Annotated in this window: 15 protein-coding genes and 4 tRNA genes; 9 read left to right on the top strand and 10 right to left on the bottom strand. The window is 70.9% G+C overall.

Features of this window, described 5'->3' with window-relative positions:
• Nucleotides 1–9: 9 nt before the first annotated feature.
• Nucleotides 10–669: a DUF5134 domain-containing protein gene (locus ACGFU6_RS35175; RefSeq protein WP_393616630.1), complete on the bottom strand. Its 660-nt coding sequence runs from the start codon at nucleotides 667–669 to the stop codon at nucleotides 10–12.
• Nucleotides 666–2165 (bottom strand): PepSY-associated TM helix domain-containing protein, encoded by a 1500-nt coding sequence (locus ACGFU6_RS35180; RefSeq protein WP_393616631.1) that lies wholly within the window; start codon nucleotides 2163–2165, stop codon nucleotides 666–668. The genes ACGFU6_RS35175 and ACGFU6_RS35180 overlap by 4 nt, the downstream gene beginning before the upstream one ends.
• A gap of 256 nt (nucleotides 2166–2421) precedes the next feature.
• Here ACGFU6_RS35180 and ACGFU6_RS35185 point away from each other — a divergent pair, with 256 nt between their 5' ends.
• From ACGFU6_RS35185 to ACGFU6_RS35205, 5 genes are all read left to right on the top strand, one after another.
• The gene (locus ACGFU6_RS35185) at nucleotides 2422–3471 is read left to right on the top strand and encodes an ABC transporter substrate-binding protein (protein WP_393616632.1); all 1050 of its coding nucleotides are present in this window, start codon (nucleotides 2422–2424) and stop codon (nucleotides 3469–3471) included.
• A gap of 56 nt (nucleotides 3472–3527) precedes the next feature.
• A complete protein-coding gene (locus ACGFU6_RS35190; RefSeq protein ID WP_393616657.1) occupies nucleotides 3528–4493 on the top strand; it encodes a FecCD family ABC transporter permease in 966 nt (321 codons plus the stop codon).
• Complete coding sequence (locus tag ACGFU6_RS35195) at nucleotides 4490–5263, top strand: ABC transporter ATP-binding protein (RefSeq protein WP_393616633.1); 774 nt, start codon at nucleotides 4490–4492, stop codon at nucleotides 5261–5263. Before ACGFU6_RS35190 ends, ACGFU6_RS35195 begins: the two co-directional genes overlap by 4 nt.
• Before the next feature lie 93 nt (nucleotides 5264–5356).
• Nucleotides 5357–6412 (top strand): tRNA (adenosine(37)-N6)-threonylcarbamoyltransferase complex transferase subunit TsaD, encoded by a 1056-nt coding sequence (gene tsaD, locus ACGFU6_RS35200; protein ID WP_393616658.1) that lies wholly within the window; start codon nucleotides 5357–5359, stop codon nucleotides 6410–6412.
• Nucleotides 6409–6984, top strand: a complete 576-nt coding sequence (locus ACGFU6_RS35205; protein WP_393616634.1) for a GNAT family N-acetyltransferase — start codon at nucleotides 6409–6411, stop codon at nucleotides 6982–6984. The genes tsaD and ACGFU6_RS35205 overlap by 4 nt, the downstream gene beginning before the upstream one ends.
• A gap of 241 nt (nucleotides 6985–7225) precedes the next feature.
• Here the strand turns inward: ACGFU6_RS35205 and ACGFU6_RS35210 are convergent.
• The 6 genes from ACGFU6_RS35210 to ACGFU6_RS35235 form a co-directional block, all read right to left on the bottom strand.
• A tRNA-Lys gene (locus tag ACGFU6_RS35210) sits at nucleotides 7226–7299 on the bottom strand.
• Nucleotides 7300–7390: 91 nt separating this feature from the next.
• Nucleotides 7391–8911: an amino acid permease gene (locus tag ACGFU6_RS35215; protein WP_393616635.1), complete on the bottom strand. Its 1521-nt coding sequence runs from the start codon at nucleotides 8909–8911 to the stop codon at nucleotides 7391–7393.
• 139 nt (nucleotides 8912–9050) lie between these two features.
• Nucleotides 9051–11795, bottom strand: a complete 2745-nt coding sequence (locus tag ACGFU6_RS35220) for an FG-GAP-like repeat-containing protein (protein ID WP_393616636.1) — start codon at nucleotides 11793–11795, stop codon at nucleotides 9051–9053.
• A gap of 573 nt (nucleotides 11796–12368) precedes the next feature.
• Nucleotides 12369–14729 (bottom strand): DEAD/DEAH box helicase, encoded by a 2361-nt coding sequence (locus ACGFU6_RS35225; protein WP_393616637.1) that lies wholly within the window; start codon nucleotides 14727–14729, stop codon nucleotides 12369–12371.
• Nucleotides 14730–14939: 210 nt separating this feature from the next.
• The gene (locus ACGFU6_RS35230) at nucleotides 14940–15506 is read right to left on the bottom strand and encodes a hypothetical protein (protein WP_393616638.1); all 567 of its coding nucleotides are present in this window, start codon (nucleotides 15504–15506) and stop codon (nucleotides 14940–14942) included.
• A gap of 144 nt (nucleotides 15507–15650) precedes the next feature.
• On the bottom strand, nucleotides 15651–16001 hold the full coding sequence (locus ACGFU6_RS35235) for a metallopeptidase family protein (protein WP_185092255.1): 351 nt from the start codon (nucleotides 15999–16001) through the stop codon (nucleotides 15651–15653).
• Nucleotides 16002–16145: 144 nt separating this feature from the next.
• On the opposite strand from ACGFU6_RS35235, the gene ACGFU6_RS35240 reads away from it, so the two are divergent.
• The 4 genes from ACGFU6_RS35240 (at nucleotide 16146) to ACGFU6_RS35255 (ending at nucleotide 18077) form a co-directional block, all read left to right on the top strand.
• A complete protein-coding gene (locus ACGFU6_RS35240) occupies nucleotides 16146–17711 on the top strand; it encodes a metallophosphoesterase (protein WP_393616639.1) in 1566 nt (521 codons plus the stop codon).
• Nucleotides 17712–17791: 80 nt separating this feature from the next.
• Nucleotides 17792–17864 (top strand) — tRNA-Glu (locus ACGFU6_RS35245).
• Nucleotides 17865–17903: 39 nt separating this feature from the next.
• Nucleotides 17904–17978: transfer RNA gene (locus ACGFU6_RS35250), tRNA-Asp, on the top strand.
• 22 nt (nucleotides 17979–18000) lie between these two features.
• Nucleotides 18001–18077 (top strand) — tRNA-Phe (locus ACGFU6_RS35255).
• 38 nt (nucleotides 18078–18115) lie between these two features.
• On the opposite strand, the gene ACGFU6_RS35260 is transcribed toward ACGFU6_RS35255, so the two are convergent.
• Complete coding sequence (locus ACGFU6_RS35260) at nucleotides 18116–18982, bottom strand: cytochrome c biogenesis CcdA family protein (protein WP_393616640.1); 867 nt, start codon at nucleotides 18980–18982, stop codon at nucleotides 18116–18118.
• Nucleotides 18979–19872, bottom strand: a complete 894-nt coding sequence (locus tag ACGFU6_RS35265) for a DsbA family protein (protein WP_393616641.1) — start codon at nucleotides 19870–19872, stop codon at nucleotides 18979–18981. Before ACGFU6_RS35265 ends, ACGFU6_RS35260 begins: the two co-directional genes overlap by 4 nt.
• Between the last annotated feature and the right edge of the window lie 54 nt (nucleotides 19873–19926).

The raw sequence follows: 19926 nt of genomic DNA on the forward strand, positions 1-19926 counted from the left end.
CCCGATGGCTCACACCATCACGACGAACATCGCCGCCATGCCCAGTGCCATCAGCCCGTGACAGCCCACGTCCCAAGCGGCGTGTACCGCGCCCCCCGAGACCGCGCCGCCCGTCGTGCGCGGCGCGAGGCGGCCCGTGTCGAAGCCTTCCGCGAGCCACCACAGTGCGAGGACCAGCAGGACGAGTGCGAGCAGGCCCGCGCTCCAGCGGTCGCCGGTGCCGCTGAGCGTCATGGTCGCGAGGGCTCCCGGGGCCGACATGTCCATACCGGGCATGTCGTGCGCCTGCCCCGCGCCCGCCCCTCCCATGGACATGCCCGACGACATCGCGGCGACCATCCACGCCATCGCGGCGGTCATCACGGCATGCGGCAGCATGCCGACGAGGACGCGCAGCCGGGGCTCGGGACCGCTCGGCAGAGCGAGGGCGGCCACCACGAACCAGGCCGCCGCGGCCGAGAAGAAGATCACCTGCGGGGTGGCGGGCAGATCCATGCCCCAGGACCAGGCCATCGCGAACATGGCAAGGGCCATCACGGCGTGCAGTCCGTGGGCGAGCCGCGCGATCCACGGGTGGGAGCGGGCCGCGATGGCGCGCCACAGACCGTAGGCGGCGAGTGCGCAGAAGAGCAGCGTCAGAATCCAGCGCAGCCCGGTGGCGGCGATCATCGGGCCATCTCCTTCGGCTTCTCGGCCAGCGGTTCGGTGCGCGAACGCCGGTGCCGGCGCGCTTGCGCGAGTGCCAGGTCCGCGAGCAGGAAGCAGACCAGAGGCAGTCCGAACAGCGGCAGGTAGTAGGCGAGGACGGCGGTCACGACGACGAGCGGCGCCATGACCCTGCCCGGCACCCGGCGCCAGGCCCCCCGCACCGGCGGACGTCCGAGCCGTGTCCCGCCTCCGCGGGTGGGCCTGCGGAGCCACCACATGCGATAGCCCCAGAAGAGCATCCCGATGAGCGCGAGGGCGATGACCGCGAGAGCGATCTGGTTGGCGAGGCCGAAGAGCAGGCCCATGTGGGCATCGATGCCCCAGCGCGTGAGCTTCGCGAGAACAGGGAAGTCGTCGAAGACGAGCTTGTCCATGACCTTGCCGGTGGCCGGGTCGATCGCGACCGAGTCCTGCTGCTCCGGCCAGTGCCGCGTGTTCTCCTTGACGATGTACGCGCTCTTGTCGTCCGCCGGCGGGCTGATGACGAGCTTGCCCCGCAGACCCTCGGAACGGGCGATGCGGACGGCCCCGTCGAGATCGACCTGGGTCGCGGAGGAGCCGGGTGAGGACGAGCCTGAGTCCGCCCCTGCCGACCCACTGCCCTGCGCACCGGTGCCGAGAGCCGAGGAAATGGAGGGCGACGCCCCGCCCAGCGAGTCCTGGATCTTGCCGATGTTCACACCCGCGTGCGCCGACCAGGTCAGCCCGGTCGCCGAGAGCGCGAGGAAGCCGGCCGACACCCACAAGCCCACGGCCCCGTGCCAGGACAGCGTGCGCTTGCGTCCCTTGGGACCCCGGCGCGGCACGAACCACTTGCGCAGGCGCTCCCGGCCACGCGGTGCGCCCAGCCACAGGGCCAGTCCGCCCAGTACCTCGACCCACAGCCAGCTCGCGGCGATCTCACTGTAGTTGCGGCCGAACTCGCCGAGATGCAGCGTGCGGTGCAGACTGTCGAACCAGGACCGCACCGGCAGCCACTCACCGAACGTGCGCAGTGTGCCGCGCACCTTCGCGTCGTACGGATCGACGAAGGCGGTCTGCGTGTAGCCCTCGGGCAGCCCCTCGACGTTGAAGGTGACGCGGGTCGTGTCGCTGTCCCCCGCCCCCTTGGTGACGGATACGAGCTGCCCGCCGGGTATCGCCTCGCGGGCGGCGTCCACCTGGGCGACGAGCGGCTTCGGCTCGCCGCGCGGAGTGACCTTCAGCTCGTGGTGATAGACGACGGACTCGATCTGCGGTGTCGCGGTGTAGAGCAGTCCTGTCACGGCGGCGACGAGCAGGAACGGGCCGATGAGGACACCCGCGTAGAAGTGCAGCCGCAGCAGGAGGGGGCGCAGCCCGCTCCAGGCGCCGCCGCCGTTTCTCGGTGCGGGTGTGGCGAAGTCCTCGGGTGGGGTGGCTTCCTCGGTCTGGCGTTGCCGGAGCGGTGGTGGCGCAGCAGGCGTGGTCTCGGTCATCGACTCTTCCTCATGCGTGGACCGGTGGGGACGGTGAGGTGCACGTACAGGAGTCGGAGCGAGACGGGCCTGAGTTCCCAGGGAGGTGGGGTGACGTAGCTCACATAGAGGTGTGGGGTGGCCTCCGCCTCCGGACGTGCCCGGTCATCGCCGTCACCGCCCAACACGTCCGGATCGCCGGGAACTTCTCCGCCACTGCCCCCGACTCCTGCAACAGCGCCTCAAGGTGCCTCACTTGATCACCAGGAGAACTCCCATGCCGACACCCAGGCCGGCAGCCATCGCCCTCGCCACCTTCCTCTGCCTCGCCGTCGCCGGCTGTTCCGAAGCGGGCTCCGGCCCGGACGGTGGCAAGGCCGGCTCCGCCGACAAGGCGGCTCCCGCCGCGCGGGGTGCGTACCCCGTCACTCTCAAGAACTGCGGCCGCGACCTGACGTTCGACAAGACCCCGGGCCGGGTCGTCGTGATGAACGGGGCCTCGGTCGCCGAGGTGTCCACCCTGCTCGCCCTCGGCCAGGGCGACCGGATCGTCTCCAACCAGCAGACCTACGGCATGTCCGAAGTCCCCGGTCGCGCCGAGCAGATCAAGAACCTGCCCACGGGAGGAGTGAAGCCGAACGAAGCCTTCGACATCCCGCGCGAGGCCATGATCGGCCTGCGGCCCGACTTCGTGCTCTCCACCACGTCCTACGGCTTCGACGGCAAGAACGGCTTCGCCACCCGCGAGCAGCTCAAGGAGGTCGGGGCGAACACCTACATCTCGCCCGAGGGATGCGGGCAGGACAACCTGAACATGACGATCGACGACAGCTACACGCTGCTGCGCCAGATGGGCAAGATCTTCGGCATCCAGGAGAAGGCGGAGAAGCTCGTCGCCACCGAACGGCAGAACATCGCCGACGTGGCCGGCAAGGTCAGCGGCGCGAAGAAGCCGAAGGTCATGGTCATCTTCTCGAACATGACCATGGGCGGCAACGACTTCAGCTCCGTCGCCGCCCACGGCATCTACAACGAAATCCTCGCCAGGGCCGGTGGCACCAACGCCTTCGCGAGTGCGTCGAAGACCTCCTTCGCCGACCTCAGCAAGGAGAAGGTCGCCGCCACCGACGTGGACGCCCTCGTGGTCGTCAGCTACAACGACCCCGACCCGACGGCATACGCCAAGAAGCTGCTCAAGGAGTTCCCCCAGTGGCCCGCAGCCAAGAGGAACAAGTTCGTGGTGCTGTCCGACTCGATGTACCTCGGCCCCAGCAACGACGTGGCCGTGGAGAAGATCGCCAGGATGCTGCACCCCGACGTCTTCTGAACCGTCTCCCGCTGTCCGTCTGTGCCCTCGTGCTCGCTGCCGCGCTGCTGGTCTCGATGGTCCTCGCCGTAGGCATCGGCGCGGTCAACGTGCCGGCCGATGACGTGTGGACCGTCCTCGTCCACCACCTCACCGGCCGGGGGCCCGTGGACGACATCGCCCTCGACCAGATCGTCTGGCAGTTCCGCACCCCGCGTGTGGTCCTCGCGGCGGTCGTGGGGGCGGGGCTCGCCGTCGCCGGCGCCGTCCTCCAGACCCTCGTCTCCAACCCGCTCGCCGATCCCACGGTGCTCGGCTTCTCGCACGGGGCGTCACTGGGAGCGGTCCTCGTGATCACACTCGGCGGGGCGGGACTCGGCGGACTCGGTGTTTCCGGGGCGGCGTTCGTCGGCGCCCTCCTGGCGGGGCTGCTGGTCTTCGCGCTCGGACAACGCGGGGGACGGCTCGCGCCCACCCGGCTCGTCCTGGCCGGGGTAGCGGTTGGCTACGTGCTGCTCTCGGCGACGAGCTTCGTGCAGCTGCGGGCCACACCAACTGAGTTGCGCGGGGTCATGTTCTGGATGCTGGGCAGCGTGTCAGGGGCCCGCTGGAGCCAACTTCCCGCTGTCACAGCGGTGGTGGCCATGGGGACGGCACTGCTCGCCTGTTTCGGTCGGCGCCTGAACGCACTGCTCGCCGGTGACGAGTCTGCGACATCGCTCGGCGTGGACGTGCACCGCACCCGGGCGGTGCTGCTGGTGGTGGCCGCGCTGCTCACCGGGACCGTCATCGCCGTAGCGGGCGGCATCGGCTTCGTCGGCCTGATGATCCCCCACCTGGTGCGACTCGCCCTCGGTGCCGACCACCGCAGGCTGCTCCCCCTGAGCGCACTCCTCGGGGCTGTCTACCTCGTACTGGTCGACCTGCTCTCCCGTACTGTCAACCGCCCCAACGAACTGCCCCTGGGTATCCTCACCGCACTCCTCGGCGCCCCGTTCTTCCTCTGGCTGCTGCGTCGCAACAAGGGGCTCGACGCCGCATGAGACTGACCGTGGACGCACTCCACATCACCCTCGGCGCGGCCCCGATCCTGCGCGACGTAGGACTCGACGTGTCACCGGGCCAGATCGTGGGCCTCGTCGGCCCCAACGGGAGCGGCAAGTCCACCCTGCTGCGAGCCGTCTACCGCTCGCTGCGCCCCGCATCAGGGGTCGTCGAGGTGGGCGGACAGGACGTGTGGCGGCTCTCCTCACGGGCTGCCGCCCGGCAGACCGCCGCCGTTCTCCAGGACGGGGCGGGCGCGGGCGGCCTCACCGTTGCCGAGACGGTCGCCCTCGGCCGCACCCCTCACCACGCAGTACTGGGCCGCGACGGCGAGGGCGACCGGCGCGCTGTCAGCGAGGCGCTGGAGAGCTGCGGTATCGCGCCGCTCGCCGACCGGGACCTCTCCTCGCTCTCCGGCGGTGAACGCCAGCGCGTCCTGCTCGCCCGCGCTCTCGCCCAGGGACCGGAACTCCTCGTGCTGGACGAACTGACCAATCATCTCGACATCCGGGCCCGGTTCGAACTCCTCGGACTGATCCGGCAGACCGGAGTCACGACCCTCGCCGTACTGCACGACCTCGACCTGGCCGCCCGGTTCTGCGACCGCCTGGTCGTCCTCAACGACGGCTGTGCCGTCACCGCGGGCCCCGTCCTCGACGCCCTCACCCCGCGCGTCCTCCACGAGGTCTTCGGCGTCCGGGCCCGCGCCGAACGGCATCCGGACGGTGTCATCCGGGTCACGTACGAGGCGGACCCGCTCGCCCCATGAGGATCGGCCGGCTCCCTTCGCGGGCGAGTACCTTATTGCACAGCAGTTGCAGTAACAATCAATGTGCGAGAAGAGGATGCCGTGCGGATTCCCGTGGTGCTGGGCATCGAGTCATCGTGTGACGAGACCGGGGCGGGGATCGTCTCCGGCGGCCGGCTGCTGGCGCACGCGGTGGCGTCGAGCATGGACGAGCACGCCCGGTTCGGCGGGGTCGTGCCGGAGATCGCGGCCCGTGCCCACCTCCAGGCGTTCGTTCCCGTCGTTGAGGAAGCACTCGGTCAAGCAGGACTCCGCGTGGACCGGATCGACGCCGTGGCGGTGACGACCGGGCCAGGCCTGTCCGGCGCCCTCCAGGTCGGCCTGGCCGGGGCGAAGACCCTGGCCTACGCGGCGGGCGTGCCCCTGTACGGGGTGCACCACCTGGCCGGGCACGTGGCCGCCGACACCTTGGAGCACGGCCCGCTGCCCAATCCGTGCATGGTCCTCATCGTCTCCGGGGGCCACACCTCGCTGCTGCTCGTACGCGACCTGGTCCGCGATCCGATCCTGCACCTGGGCGACACCGTGGACGACGCCGCGGGCGAGTGCTTCGACAAGGTCGCCCGCGTCTTCGGCCTCCCGTATCCGGGCGGACCGGCCATCGACCGCGCCGCCCGCGGGGGCGATCCATGCGCCGCCGCGTTCCCCCGGCCGTTGCTGGGTTCGAAGGACGCCCCGTACGCGTTCTCCTTCTCCGGCCTGAAGACGGCCGCCGCCCGCTGGGCCGAGCAGCACCGCCTGCGCGGCGAGGAAATCCCGCTGGCCGACGGCGCCGCCTCGCTCCAGGAAGCCGTCGCCGACGTCCTGACGAGGAAGGCACTGGCCGCCTGCCGCCAGTACGACGTCCACACGCTGGTCGTGGTCGGCGGGGTCGCGGCGAACTCCCGGGTCAGAGCGCTGGCCGAGGAGCGGTGCGCGGCCGCCGGAGTCGAGCTGCGGGTCCCCCCGCTCACGCTGTGCACCGACAACGGGGCGATGATCGCCGCCGTCGGAGACCTCCTGGTGCGGGCGGGCGCCGCCCCGGCGCAGCTCAACGTCTCCATCGACCCTTCGGCACCACTGGAGTACGCCGCTCTGCACCCGGTCGACGCGGCCGTGAGAGCCGCATGAGCGGCGTAAAGCTGCGCCGCCTGTCGGGCGACGAGCTCCTCGTCCTGCACGAGGACGCGTGTCGCGTGTACGCGGAGGCGTTCGCGGGCCCGCCCTGGAGCGAGGACGCCTCGGCTGCGGACCGGTTCATACTCCGGCTGGCCGGCGACGCCCTCCGGGACGGGTTCACCGCCGCCGGCGCGTTCCGGAACAGCCGCCTGATCGGGCTGGCCACCTCCTGGACCACACCCTCGCCGTTCCCCTCCGGCCGCTGTTACCCGCAGGCTCAAGCCGCTCTCGGGGCTGACCGTACGGCAGCATGGTTGTGCGGGGGCCGCGAGGTCGACGAGCTCGCCCTCGCCACGGCGGCCCGCGGACAGGGAGTGGGTGCTGCCCTCCTGGACGCGGTCACCGCGGACGCTCCTGACGGACGGTGCTGGCTGATGACCTCGGTCCGGGCCGGCGACGCGCACGCTTTCTACCAGCGCTTGGGCTGGACCTCGGCCACTCACCCGGCTCCCGAGGGGGCCGGCATCGCCGTCTTCCTCGGTCCTGGTCACCCGGCCCGTTCCGCAGCCGCCCACCCGCTCTGACCGGCTGAAGAGTTGCGCGTCGCTGAGATCGGCGGGGCCGGGTCGCGGGAACTGTGCGGCGGAACGCATGTGGAACGACCGCCGCAGGGCGGCTGGAGGCGGCCGTGGGTATCGAGGGCCTGGGCTGCCCGGCCCGCGAGTGGTTCCGAAAACATCCGGATACGACGAAGCGCCCCGGCCGGCCGAAACCGTTCGAGGCGCTGAGTAGCAGGTCAGCGAGGTTCCCTCGCCCTGCTTCGCGTAGGCCGTGTGGGACTCGAACCCACAACCAACGGATTAAAAGTCCGCTGCTCTGACCAATTGAGCTAACGGCCCCTGGCAGATCACTCCCCGAGCATAGCCCGCCGCGACCCGGCCGCCGATCGGGTATCGGTTGCCGGGCCCCGTCATGGTGGAGGCGTTTCGGTCAGCGCGGCGTATTGCGGGCGATCGTGCGCTTGTGATCCGGATTGAGGAACCAGTGCCGGGCCGAGGCGAGCCACCAGGTGGCGGCGAAGCCGAGGACCACCAGGACGGCGATCGGGGCGTAGTTGAAGGTCTCCCAGGTGACGGGCGAGACCTGGGGCAGCATGAAGAGCACCGTGATGACCGCCACCCACGCCACCGCGACGATGCCGATGGGGCGGGACCAGCGGCCCAGGTGCCAGGGGCCGCGCCGGAAGTCGTCGCCGCGCAGGAGGCGGAGCAGGGTGGGGATGACGTAGGCGATGTAGAGGCCGATCACCGCGATGGAGGTGACCGCCGCGTACGCGGTGACGTTGATCAGGTACGGGAGGCCCAGCACCAGCGCGCCGGCGGCGGCCAGCCAGACCGCCGCCACGGGGGTGCGGGTTCGGGGGCTGACCGTGTGCCAGACGCGGGAGAACGGGAGGGCGCCGTCCCGGGAGAACGCGTAGATCATGCGGCTGTTGGCGGTCACGGACGCCATTCCGCAGAAGAGCTGGGCCCCGATCACCACCAGGAGCAACAGCTTGCCGGTGGTGGCGCCCAGGGCGTCCAGGAGGATCTGGGCGGGCGGGGCGCCGGTCGGGGAGGCCAGGGCGCCGTCGTAGGACTGGATGGCGAAGGTGAAGCCGAGGAGGAGAACGAAACCGGCGATCCATGATGTCCAGATCGACTGGACGATGCCGCGCGGCCCGGCGGTCGCGGCGTCGTGCGTCTCCTCGGTCATATGGGCGGAGGCGTCGTATCCGGTGAAGGTGTACTGGGCCATCAGCAGCCCGACCATCACCACGTAGAAGCCGCTGCCCCAGCCGGTGTTGTTCACGAACTCCGTGAAGACGAACGACGCCGACTGGTGGGAGTCCGGTACGAAGGTCAGCGCGCCGACGATGACCGCGACGCCGAGCACGTGCCACCACACGCTGACGCTGTTGAGGGTCGCGACGATCCGGACCCCGAAGGTGTTCAGCAGCCCGTGCAGGAACAGGATCGCGGCGAAGAGGAGGATCGTGCGGCCGGGCGTGATCCCGAAGTCGAACTGGAGGTTGAGGTAGGCGCCCAGGAACGACGCCGCCCCGAAGTCGATCCCGGCGGTCACGGCCACCTGGCCGAGCACGTTGAACCAGCCGGTGAACCACGCCCACGCCGCCGCCGAGCGCGGCGGAGCGAGCCGGTGGGCCCAGAAGTAGAGGCCTGCGGAGGTCGGGTACGCCGAACAGATCTCGGCCATCGCGAGTCCGACGAACAACGTCATCAGCCCGACGCCGACCCAGCCCCAGGTGATCAGGACCGGGCCGCCGGTGTTCATCCCGAACAGGTAGAGCGTCAGACAGCCGGAGAGCACCGAGATGATCGTGAACGAGACCGCGTAGTTGGAGAAGGCGGACATCCGGCGGGCGAGTGTCTGCGTGTATCCGAGCTGCGCCAGACGCTCCTCGTCGGAAACGCCCGGTGGCGGCTCGTCCTCGCTGATGTCTGTTGTCATGACCCCAGCGATGCCCGGCCCCCGGTGTGCGCATGCCGCCGCCGTGGTCACGACTGGGAAAACATGGCGTACCACGGCACGTGGGCGCGGCCCGGAGGCCGCGCCCTCGTTTCTCACCCGCGCCGGGGCGGCATCCGGGTCAGAAGATGCCCTTGTAGGTCCACCCGGTGGCGATCTGCGTGCGGCTGCCGAAGGACCCCTTGCCGTCACCGTTGTTGCGGAACAGCTTGCCCGCCGAGTCGCGCTCGACGATGTCCGCCTTGCCGTCACCGGTGATGTCACCGACTCCGACAACGGTGTTGTACGAGGAACCCCAGTCCTTGAAGACCAGCACGCGCTCCTTGAACTGGCCCGACGCCGTGCCGTTGTAGCGCCACAGTTCGTTCGACTTGTCCGTGGCCAGCAGGTCGCCGTACCCGTCGCCGTTCAGATCGCCCACCCCCATGACCTTGGTGTAGGTCCACTTGGAGCGGATCTTCTTCCCGGCCGCCAGGGTCCCGTCGCTCTTCGTCGTGAAGAGGTAGAGGTCGCCGGTCGATGTCTTCCAGCCGAGCAGATCGGCACGGCCGTCACCGGTCAGGTCACCGGCGGTGGTGAGGGTCTTGTACGCCTGGAAACCGGTACCGAGCTTCGTGTAGGACGTGCTGGGCGTCACGGCCTTCCCGCACGCGGGCTTGTAGCCACGCAGCGATCCGTCCGTCATCCGCACCAGCACGTCGTTGCAATGATCGCCGTCGAGGTCGCCGAACGGGACCGCGACCGCTGACGTCGGCCAGCCGCCGCCCGAGGTCTTCCCCGAGAATTTCCCAGCCCCGTCGCCGTGCTGGAAGGTGAACTCTCCCTTGGAGTTCAGGGTGAGCGCGTCTCCGATGCCGTCACCGGTGTAGTCACGCTGCACTGCGGCACCCCCCGTCACCGTCACCGTTCCGGACCTCGTCAGCGGTGCGCCCGAACCGTCGGCGGGCTGCGCCGTCAGGGTCCAGGTGTACGCGCCGTTGGCCACGGGGTGGCCGGCCGACGGCACACCGCTCCAAGAGGCCGAGATCAGCCCGCTGGTCTCCCCTCCGGAGAGCGTCTGCACCGTGCTGCCCGTGGCCTTGTTCTTCAGCGAGAGCTTCCATGACGCCGCCGCCTTCGACAGCCACCATCTCGGGGCCCAGGGACTTCCCTCCTGGTCCACGTTCTTGGCGGCCTGTATCGATGAGTCGATCTGGGCGAGGGGGGCTGAACCGATCCCTGTCGGCGCGAGGCGCACCTTCTGGTCCTGGCCGGCGTATGCCACGAGGCCGCTGTGCGGGTCAGCCGTCCAGCCGGCACCGGGAAGGGACGAGTTGGCCGTTCCCATCACCAGGTCGTCGGTGGACGCACCGGTGAGGTCCGTGACCACCACCCGGCCGTCGGCATCCAGCCGCGAGACGAAACCGTCGCCGAGCCGGCCGGGGGTGACGCCGACACCCATCTTCCTGGCCTTCCCGTCGGCGAGGGAGACGACTCCGGCGGCGGTCGGTACCGCACCGCACTCCCAGTAGAGATAGCGCTCGGAAGCCTGCAGGACGGGAGCGGCGCAGGACGCCCCGGTGCTGAGCGTGCGGATCGGCGTGCCCTTCGCCACAGCGATGGCCGTCAGCTTGCCCGTCGTGGACAGCTGCCAGAGCGTGTTGCCCCAGAGCGCGGACGCCCCGGCGGGCGCGGTGCGCACCACCTTCATGGAGTCCAGGTTGCGCACTTCGGTGCGTGCAGCGGTACCGGTCCCCGTCCCGTAGGCGACGTAGTGGCCGGACACGCCGTAGACCTTGGGCGCCGTGGCGCCGGCGATGATCTGACGCCCTGGGGCGAGATGGTTCTTGTCGGCCACGTGGAGCAGGTATCCGTTGCTCTCGAACGTCGTGTACACAACGGAGCCGTCGGCTGTCGGGTAGAGCTCGGGGCAGCCGGCCGCGCCTCTGCACGCCGCGCGGTACGAGTCGGACGCCCGTCCGAGATACGTCTGGCCGCTCACCGTCGGCGTGCCTGTCAGGGCGGGCCGCCGCTCGTAGAAGCCGATGCCCGTGCCTGCCGGATCCGTCTCGTAGGTCAGGAGCCGGTTCCCGTTCAGCGCGAGCCTCGCACTCCGGGACGGCTGCCACGGCACGGGGAGCACCTCGCTGCGCAGGGGTGCTCCGTCCGGGCCCACAGTGAAGCGTTGCACGGCGTAGTCGCCCGAGGGGCCCTTGCCCAGGACGACCAGGCTGCCGTCCACGTCTGACAGCGCGCCGCGCCCGTATGCGAACGAGAGCAGCGTGGTGGTCGTGCCGTCGGGAGCGATGGCGTGGAGCGCACCGTTCCCGCTGTTGACCCAGACCACGTAGTCGCCGAGCAGGAACGATTTCGTGTTGCCGCTCCCTGACGGATCGACGGGCACGTCACGAGGTGGTGCCTGCGGATCGGCGCGGGAGAGCACCTTGACGCTCCTGGACGCGGCGTCGTACCAGGACACGGAGTCTTCAGTGACCTGGATGTTCTTCGGCAGACGGGTGATCGGCACCTCGGTGAAGGTGGAGTCGTCCAGATCGACGAGTCCGTAATGAACGACTGAGCCGAGCCCGTATGCGACAACCGTGCTCGACGGGTCACCGATCGAGTACGGCGGCAGGAGGGCGGCGCCGCAGACTGCGCCGGAGGGCAACCCGGCGACCTTGCGATCGGTGAGCTCCGGACCGTCGAAGCGGAAGACGTGGCACTCGCCCGCCACGTCCCCCGCCTTGGCAACGGCCACGACCGTCTCACCGTGCACCGTCAGAAGCTGGAATCCTGAGGGCAGTTGAGCGGTCCGTTCGGTGCCGCCATGAGCATCGACCATTCTCACCGTGCCGTCGTTGCCGTGATAGGCGATCACATCCGACATGGTGTTGAGAAGTGGGCGGTGGGCGTCGTCCGCCGGATGCAGTTGCGTGGTCGCACCACTCGCGTAGTCCGTCCATCGGACGCCGTCTGCCGTTCGGTACGCGAAGCCGGTGCGTCCCGCAACCTCGGGATAGACGGGGCTGATCGTCCTGGTGGCTGCCTCAAGAACCGCCTCCGGCGCCGGAACTGCGGCGCCGGCCGGGCCGCCCAGTGGCCCGAGGACCCCGGCGAGAGCCGCTGCGACACCTACTGCGGCAGTGACGTTTCGGAGCGCACGGGGGCGTTCCAGGACATGACGTCCCACAGGGGGGACCTTCCAATCTGCGGAGGCCGGAAGGCGACATGGCGCTTTCCGGGCAGCGGAGAGAGGGGTGGGGCCCTCCGGTGGTCCGGCGCGCGTGGGCACGGACCAGGGAAAGTTGTGTGCACAGGTACGCGTGTGTGGGCCACCTACCTGGAGGGAGCAGGTTATCAGCGGATGCACGCTTGGCATGGCCTGCTCACGGAATGCCGGGAGGCCCTGCCCGACGCGGTGCGTCGGGCAGGGCCTCCCGGTTCAGCGGATCAGCTACGTTCAGCCGTTGCGCTTCCAGCGCGGCTTGTCGTCGCGGCGGCCGAAGGAGCCGGTGCTCGTGCCGGTTCCCGTGGAGCGGTGGTCGTCACGACGGCCGGTGGGGCGGTCGTTGCCGCCCGAGCGGAAGCCGCCCGAGGGACGGTCGTCACGACGGTCGCGGTTGAACGGGCGGTCGCCGCCACCGGAGCGGAAGCCACCGGAGGGACGCTCGTCACGACGGTCGCGGTTGAACGACGGGCGGTCGTTGTCGCGGTTGAACGACGGACGGTCGTTGTCACGGCTGAAGGACGGACGGTCGTTGTCACGACGCTCGAAGGAGCGGCCGCCACGGTCGTCACGACGGTCGTTGCCACCGGAGCGGAAGCCACCGGAGGGACGGTCGTCACGACGCTGGAAACCACCGCGGTCATCGCGACGGTCGTTGCCGCCGGAGCGGAAACCGCCACCGACCGGACGGTCCTCACGGCGGTCGTTGCTGCCCCGGAAGGACGGGCGGTCGCTGCTGCCCCGGTAGCCGTTACTGCCGGCGGGGCGGCCGCTGCGCTCACCGGTGCGGTCGTTGCCGCCCCGGTAGCCGCCACGGTCGCCGCCACGGTTGTCCCGGCGCTCGTAGTTGCCACGGTCGTCGCGGCGCTCCTCGCGCGCGGCCTGCTGCTCCGGCACGGAGGCGGCGGCCAGCAGCGCGGCCTCGGCCTCGGCGGCGACCTCGGCCACCGCTGCCTCCGGGTCGTCGCCCCGCTCGCGGGCGGCACGGGCGACCAGGCGGTCGGCCTCCTCGCGCAGCTCGACGGCGCGGCGCTGGATGCGCTCCAGTTGCTTGGTCAGGTCGGCGGCCTCGCGCTCGGCCTGCTTGGCGGCGTTGTTCGCGGAGTCGGCCTGGACCTCGGTGAGCGAACGGGCGCCGGTGATCTCGGCGACCTCGGGCTCGAAGACGCCCGCGCCCTGCACGATGTGGCGCGAGGCGTCGACGCCCGCGTCCTCCATCAGGCGGAAGATCTGACGGCGCTGGTGCGGCAGCGCCAGCGAGACGACGACACCGGACTTGCCGGCACGGGCGGTACGGCCCGAGCGGTGCAGGTAGTCCTTGTGGTCACCGGCCGGGTCCACGTTCAGGACCAGGTCGATGCCGTCGACGTGGATGCCTCGGGCGGCGACGTCGGTGGCGACCAGGGCGTTGACGTAGCCCTTCTTGAAGTCCTCAAGGACGCGGGTACGGGCGCCCTGGGTCATGCCGCCGTGCAGCGCGTCCGCCTTGACGCCCGCCTCGACGAGTTGCTCGGCGATGCGGTCGGCGCCCAGCTGGGTGCGGACGAAGATGATGGTGCGGCCCTTGCGGGCGGCGATGGCGGAGGTGACCGGCGCCTTGTCCTTCGGCTTCACGACGAGGACGTGGTGCGACATGGTCGAGACGTTGCCCTGGGCGGAGTCGACCTCGTGGGTGACCGGGTTGCTCAGGTAGCGCTTGACCAGGGTGCCGATCTCGTTCTCCATGGTGGCGGAGAAGAGCATGCGCTGGCCGCCACCGGGGATCTGGTCGAGCAGCTCGGTGACCTCGGGCAGGAAGCCCAGGTCGGACATCTGGTCGGCCTCGTCGAGGACGGCGACCTGGACGTTCTCCAGGGAGCAGGCGCCCCGGTTGATGATGTCGCGCAGCCGGCCCGGGGTGGCGACGAGGACGTCGACACCGCGCTCCAGCGCGTAGATCTGGTTGCCCATCGACGTACCGCCGCAGACGACCTTCATCTTCAGGCCGAGCACGTCGCCGTACGGCTGCAGCGCGTCCGCGACCTGCATCGCGAGCTCACGGGTCGGGGTGAGGATGATCGCGCGGGGCTTCTTCTTCTCGGTGTGCCCACCGGCCAGCGAGGCCAGGGTCGGCAGACCGAAGGAGAGGGTCTTGCCGGAGCCGGTACGGCCTCGGCCGAGGATGTCCTTTCCGGCCAGGGCGTCCGGGATGGTCGCTGCCTGGATCGGGAAAGGCGCGGTCACACCGTTCTGCGCGAGCTTGCGGACGATGCCCTCGGGCAGGCCCAGGTCGGCGAAGGTGACGGTCGGCTCGGCGTCCGCCTCGTCGGCGGCGGAGTCGGCTTCGGCCTGCTCGGCCTGGGGAGCCTCGGTCACGGCCTGCTCGGCCGTCTCGACCGTCTTGGCCTGCTCGGCCGTCTCGACCGTCTTGGCCTGCTCGGCCGTCTCGACCGTCTTGGCCTGCTCCGTCTGCTCGGCCTGCTCGGTCTGAGGAGCCTTGATGTAGTCCTCGATGGAGACGGCGGACTCGGCCACGACGGCCTCGGCAGCCACGACGAGCTCGTCGTTCTCGATGTTCTCGGGCAGCACGGTGTGGTCAGAACTGGAAATTGACATGCGAAATGCGAAACCTTCCGGAGTCTCGGCACGCGCCCGTAACTCCGTGTTTTCGCAATTTCGACCGCCTCAATGCGGTCCAGCCACGGCAAGGGAGAGTACGCGCCACACGGCGCTCTTCTGTGTCGGCGCCGGGCAATGGATCAAACGATCTACTACCATACGCACTAACCCCACCATCGTGCAAGCCGGACTGCTGGCGGCACCTCGTCAAGCCGGTCCCACCTGCGGCGATGCCTCCGGTGTCCGCATCTCCTCCACCTGGCCCGGCGCCCCCATCGCCTCATTGCGGAGCTGCGCCGCCGGCGACGCCGAAGGCACCTCCGGCGGCGCCGAGGGCTCCGGCTCGGGCTCCACCGGCGGGGCCGGCGGCTCGGGGGTCTGCGCCTCGGAGGGAGCCGGGGGCTCGGGCTGCTCCGGAACCCCCGGCTCCGCCCGCGGGGGCGGCGGGGCCGACACATGGCCGCCCCGGGCCCGGCCGGGCCCGGCGGACTTCGTGCCGGAACTGCGCGAGGGCCCGGCGGAGGCGCTCGGGGCGCCGGACTCGGCGGCCTCCCGGTCGGAGTGCGCCCCGGAGCCGCCGGTACGGGCCGCCCGGCCGGTGCCGGTCACCGTGGAGCCGTCGGGGCCGGCCACCGCCTCCTTCGACGCGGCGGACCGCGAGGGCGACGGTTTCCCGCCGTCGTCACCGACGCTCATGCAGCCGGCGGACGCGGCGATCGTCACGACGGTGACGGCCGCCCAGCGGACGGGGGCGGGTACGGACAACTGGCGCACGGGGGCACCTCCGGGGGCGCGAGGAAGGACGTGGCGGTAGGGAACGAGCCGGGGAGCGCTGTGCCCAACTCCCACCGCCCCGCCGGGGACACGCCCACGGGCCCGGCCCGCACACCTCATTCACACCACGCCGCCCCGGGCGCCTCACCCGTAACCGAGTGCGTGCAGCCTCTCGTCGTCGATGCCGAAGTGGTGCGCGATCTCGTGGACGACGGTGATCTCCGTCTCGGCCACCACGCGCTCGCGGGACTCGCACATCCGCAGCGTCGGCCCGCGGTAGATGGTGATCCGGTCCGGCAGCACGCCCGCGTACCACTCACCGCGCTCGGTCAGCGGCGTGCCCTCGTAGAGCCCGAGCAGATCCGGATCACCGGCCTCCGGTTCGTCCTCGACGAAGACCGCGACGTTGTCCATCAGCCGGGTCAGCTCCGGCGGGATCCGGTCCAGGGCCTCGCCCACCAGTTCCTCGAACTCTTCCCGCGTCATCTCCAGCACCCCGTCATTGTCACGTACCACCGCCGGAAGCGCCCGGACATCCCGCAGGCACCCACGAGCACCCGGAAGCACCCGGGGACAGCCGGCAGCACCCGGGAGCGCCCGGAGCGCATACCTGCCTGCGGACCGGGGCACAGTCGCCCAATGGCCCGCGACCCGTTCCGTGCCGCAGCAGCCCGTGTCCGGCACCGCCTCCGCCCTCGCACCCGGCCGCGCGCCGGCAGCCGGGTCCGTCGCCCGGGCGGCGCGCTCGCCGTCCCGCCGCGACCGTTCGCCCGCGCGCTGGGGCTGGTGACCGTCGTGCTCTTCGGCGCCTGGCTCGGACTGCTGGCCGTCGGCAGCGTCCGTACGTCCGTCGGCCCGATGGACACGACGATGACCCTGCGCCCCTCCCTCACCGGCGGCACCAAGATCAACGTGTCGCCGCTGGGCGCCCTGGAGCTGGATTCGCACCACGCCCCGGTCCGGCTCGACGTCGATGTCGACCGCCTCGACCCGGTCCGCTCCGAGGCGCTGGTCCAGCACCCCGAACGGCTGTCCGGACTGGAGGACGAGGTCACCGGCGACGTCAGCGCCGGCACCCGCGAGCTCGCCGTGCGCTCGTGCGTCGCGGTCGTCTCCGGGGCCACCGCGCTCGGCCTCGCCGTCTACCGCAGGCCCCGCCGCGCCCTCGCGGCCGGCGGGCTCGCACTCGCGCTGCTGGCCGCCTCGGGGGTCAGCGCGTACGCCACCTGGAACCCGAAGTCGGTCCTGGAGCCGAAGTTCTCCGGCCTGCTCTCCAGCGCCCCCTCCGTCGTCGGCGACGCCCGCTCGATCGTCACCGACTTCGACGTCTACCAGCAGGAGCTGGCCCGGCTGGTCACCAACGTCACCAAGCTGTACGACGCCACCTCGACGCTCCCCGTCTACAGCCCGGACCCCGCCACGCTGCGCGTCCTGCACGTCTCCGACATCCATCTGAACCCGGCGGCCTGGCACATCATCGGCTCGCTCGTCGAGCAGTACGACATCGACGTGATCATCGACTCGGGCGACACGATGGACCACGGGGCCGCCGTCGAGAACAACTTCCTCGACCCGGTCAGCGATCTGGGCGCCCCCTACGTCTGGGTCCGGGGCAACCACGACTCCGCGACCACCCAGAAGTACCTGGCCGACGCCAAGCGGTTCAAGAACGTGCACGTGCTGGACGAGGGCCGGGCGGTGAATGTCGGCGGGCTCCGGGTGGCCGGTATCGGGGACCCGGAGTTCACCCCGGACCGCACCGGGCCCGAACAGGCCGAGGACGTCGAACGGACGGCGGGCCTGCGGCTGGCGGCCGCCCTGCGCGAGCAGCGGCGGGCCGGCACCCCGGTCGACATCGCCGTCACCCACGAGCCGGCGGCGGCCCGGGAGACGGACGGCACGGTCCCGCTCGTGCTGGCCGGTCATGTGCACCACCGGCAGAACGAGGTGATGAAGCTCGGCACCCGGCTGAAGGTCGAGGGCTCGACGGGCGGCGGCGGGCTGCGCGCCGTACAGAACAAGAAGCCGGAGCAGGTGCTCGCCTCGGTGCTCTATCTGGACCGCTCCACCCGTCGGCTGCAGGCCTGGGACGAGATCACGCTGGGCGGGCTCGGCCTGACGACGGCCGAGGTCAGCCGCCATCTGCCCCAGGGCGACCCGGCTCTCCCGGGCCCACCACCGACGTCTTCCACCCCCTCCCCGTAAACCGTTTTGGCGATAGCCGCCGCCATCCCATATGCTTCTGACGTCCCCGACGCGCTGGAAAGCGCGCAGGTGGGCCCTTAGCCCTCATCGTCTAGTGGCCCAGGACGCCGCCCTTTCAAGGCGGTAGCACGGGTTCGAATCCCGTTGGGGGCACGCTTTAACGTGTGCGAGACTTGTTCTCGCACATTGCTTGGTCCTGTGGAGCAGTTTGGAGTGCTCGCCACCCTGTCAAGGTGGAGGCCGCGGGTTCAAATCCCGTCAGGACCGCTGCAGCCCGTACGAGCTGCGTGGCTGGGTAGCTCAGTTGGTACGAGCGATCGCCTGAAAAGCGATAGGTCGCCGGTTCGATCCCGGCCCCAGCCACCACCCGAAGGCCCCGTCCGATGGACGGGGCCTTCGTCGTGTCAGGCGCCCTCCCGGTCAGCGGTGTTCGTTTCGTCAGCGCCGGCCCCGGCCCGGCGGCGACCGGCCCGTACCGCGAGCACCAGCAGGACGACGGCCACCACCGCCACCAGCATCGCCGCGTCCGGCACCCGTTCGCCGACGCCCTGGGCCCACTGCTCCACGGCGAACGACTGGTCCACGTCCAGCAGTCCGGGGAGCGCGGTCGTCCCGTCGTACGCCAGGAACATGGCGCCGAGCCCGATGAAGAAGAGCCCCGACAGCAGCGACGTCGTGTGCAGCTCGAAGCGGCCGAGCCGCACGACGCGCCCGCGCAGCCAGGCCCGGCGCCCCAGCTCGAACCGCTCCCAGAGCAGCGCGAGCAGGAAGAGCGGCACCGCCATGCCCAGCGCGTAGACGGCGAGCAGCAGTCCGCCGTACGCCGGGCTGCCGCTGACGGCCGCCACGGTGAGCACGCTTCCGAGGATCGGCCCCGCGCAGAAGCCGGCCAGTCCGTAGACCGCGCCGAGCGCGTAGACCGATAGGGCGGTGGTGGGGCGGATCCGGCCGCTGAGCGCGGCGATCCGCCGCGAGGCGAAGCCGAGCCCGACGATCTGGGCGGCGCCGAGGACGATGATCAGCCAGCCCGCGCCGAGGACGAGGGCATCGCGGTGGCCGTAGAACAGCCGCCCGGCGTACGACCCCGCCGCGCCCAGCGGGACCAGGGTGGTGGCCAGCCCCGCGTAGAAGATGCCCGTCCGGGCGAGCAGCCGCGAGGTGGAGTTGATGGAGTACGCGAAGAAGGCGGGGAGCAGCAGGGCGCTGCACGGGCTGAGCAGGGCCAGCAGCCCGCCGAGAAGCGCGGCGAAGTAGCCGATCCCGGCCGTCACTTCGCGGTGTCCTTGGGGTTCGTGGGGGCTGCCGGGTCCTCAGGGGCCGCGGAGCCCTTGGTGTCCTCGGCCGGTTCCGAGCCCTTGGCGTCCTCGGCCGCGCTGCCGGTGTTCTTCGCCCGCTCCGCCGCCTGTTCGATGGCCTGGGTGAAGGCCCCGGTCGGCTGCGCCCCGGCGATCGGGCGGCCGTTGATCAGGAACGAGGGTGTGGACGTCGCGCCGATCCCGTACCCCTGTTCCTGGTCCTTGCTCACCGCGGCCGCCGCCGCCGCGCCGTCCGCATCGGCCTGGAAGCGGTCCAGGTCGGCCACCCCGGCCTGCTGGGCGAGCGCCTTCAGCCGGCCCTTGCCGAACCCCTTCTCCTTGACCCCTTCGGCGTAGGCGGCACGGTGGAACTGCCAGAAGCGGCCCTGCTGCCCGGCGGCCCAGGAGGCGCGTGCGGCGGCCTCGGACTCGGCGCCGAAGATCGGGAAGTTGCGCCACTCGATGCGCAGGGTGCCGTTGTCGACGTACTTCTTCACCAGGGCGGGTTCGGTGTCCCGGGCGAACTTCGCGCAGTAGCCGCACTTGAAGTCGGCGTACTCGATGAGGACGACGGGCGCGTCCGCCCGGCCCCGCGCCAGCTTGTCCCCGGCGTCGCGCCGGGCCAGCTCCGCCAGCTCGGGGTAGACGCCGGCCTCCGGGTCCGCGGTGACGTCGGCGACCGCGGAGGATCCGGAGTGCGGGGCGTCGGGGGCGGTGGCCCGGTAGGAGACGTAGCCGAACAGTGCGGCGGCCACGACGATCCCGGCGCCGTAGACGAGCGGCTTCCTGGAGCGGGCCGGCCGGCCGGGCTTGCGAGCACTGCCTGACTCGGGGGACGGCTTGGGCGTGGATTTGGGCGTGGGCATGCGGAACTCCGTGCTGGTGTGCGGGAGGGATGAGGGGACGGCCGTGGAGCTGCG

Origin of the sequence: Streptomyces sp. NPDC048462 (assembly GCF_043200175.1) — a bacterium.
In the GTDB taxonomy this organism is placed as follows: domain Bacteria; phylum Actinomycetota; class Actinomycetes; order Streptomycetales; family Streptomycetaceae; genus Streptomyces.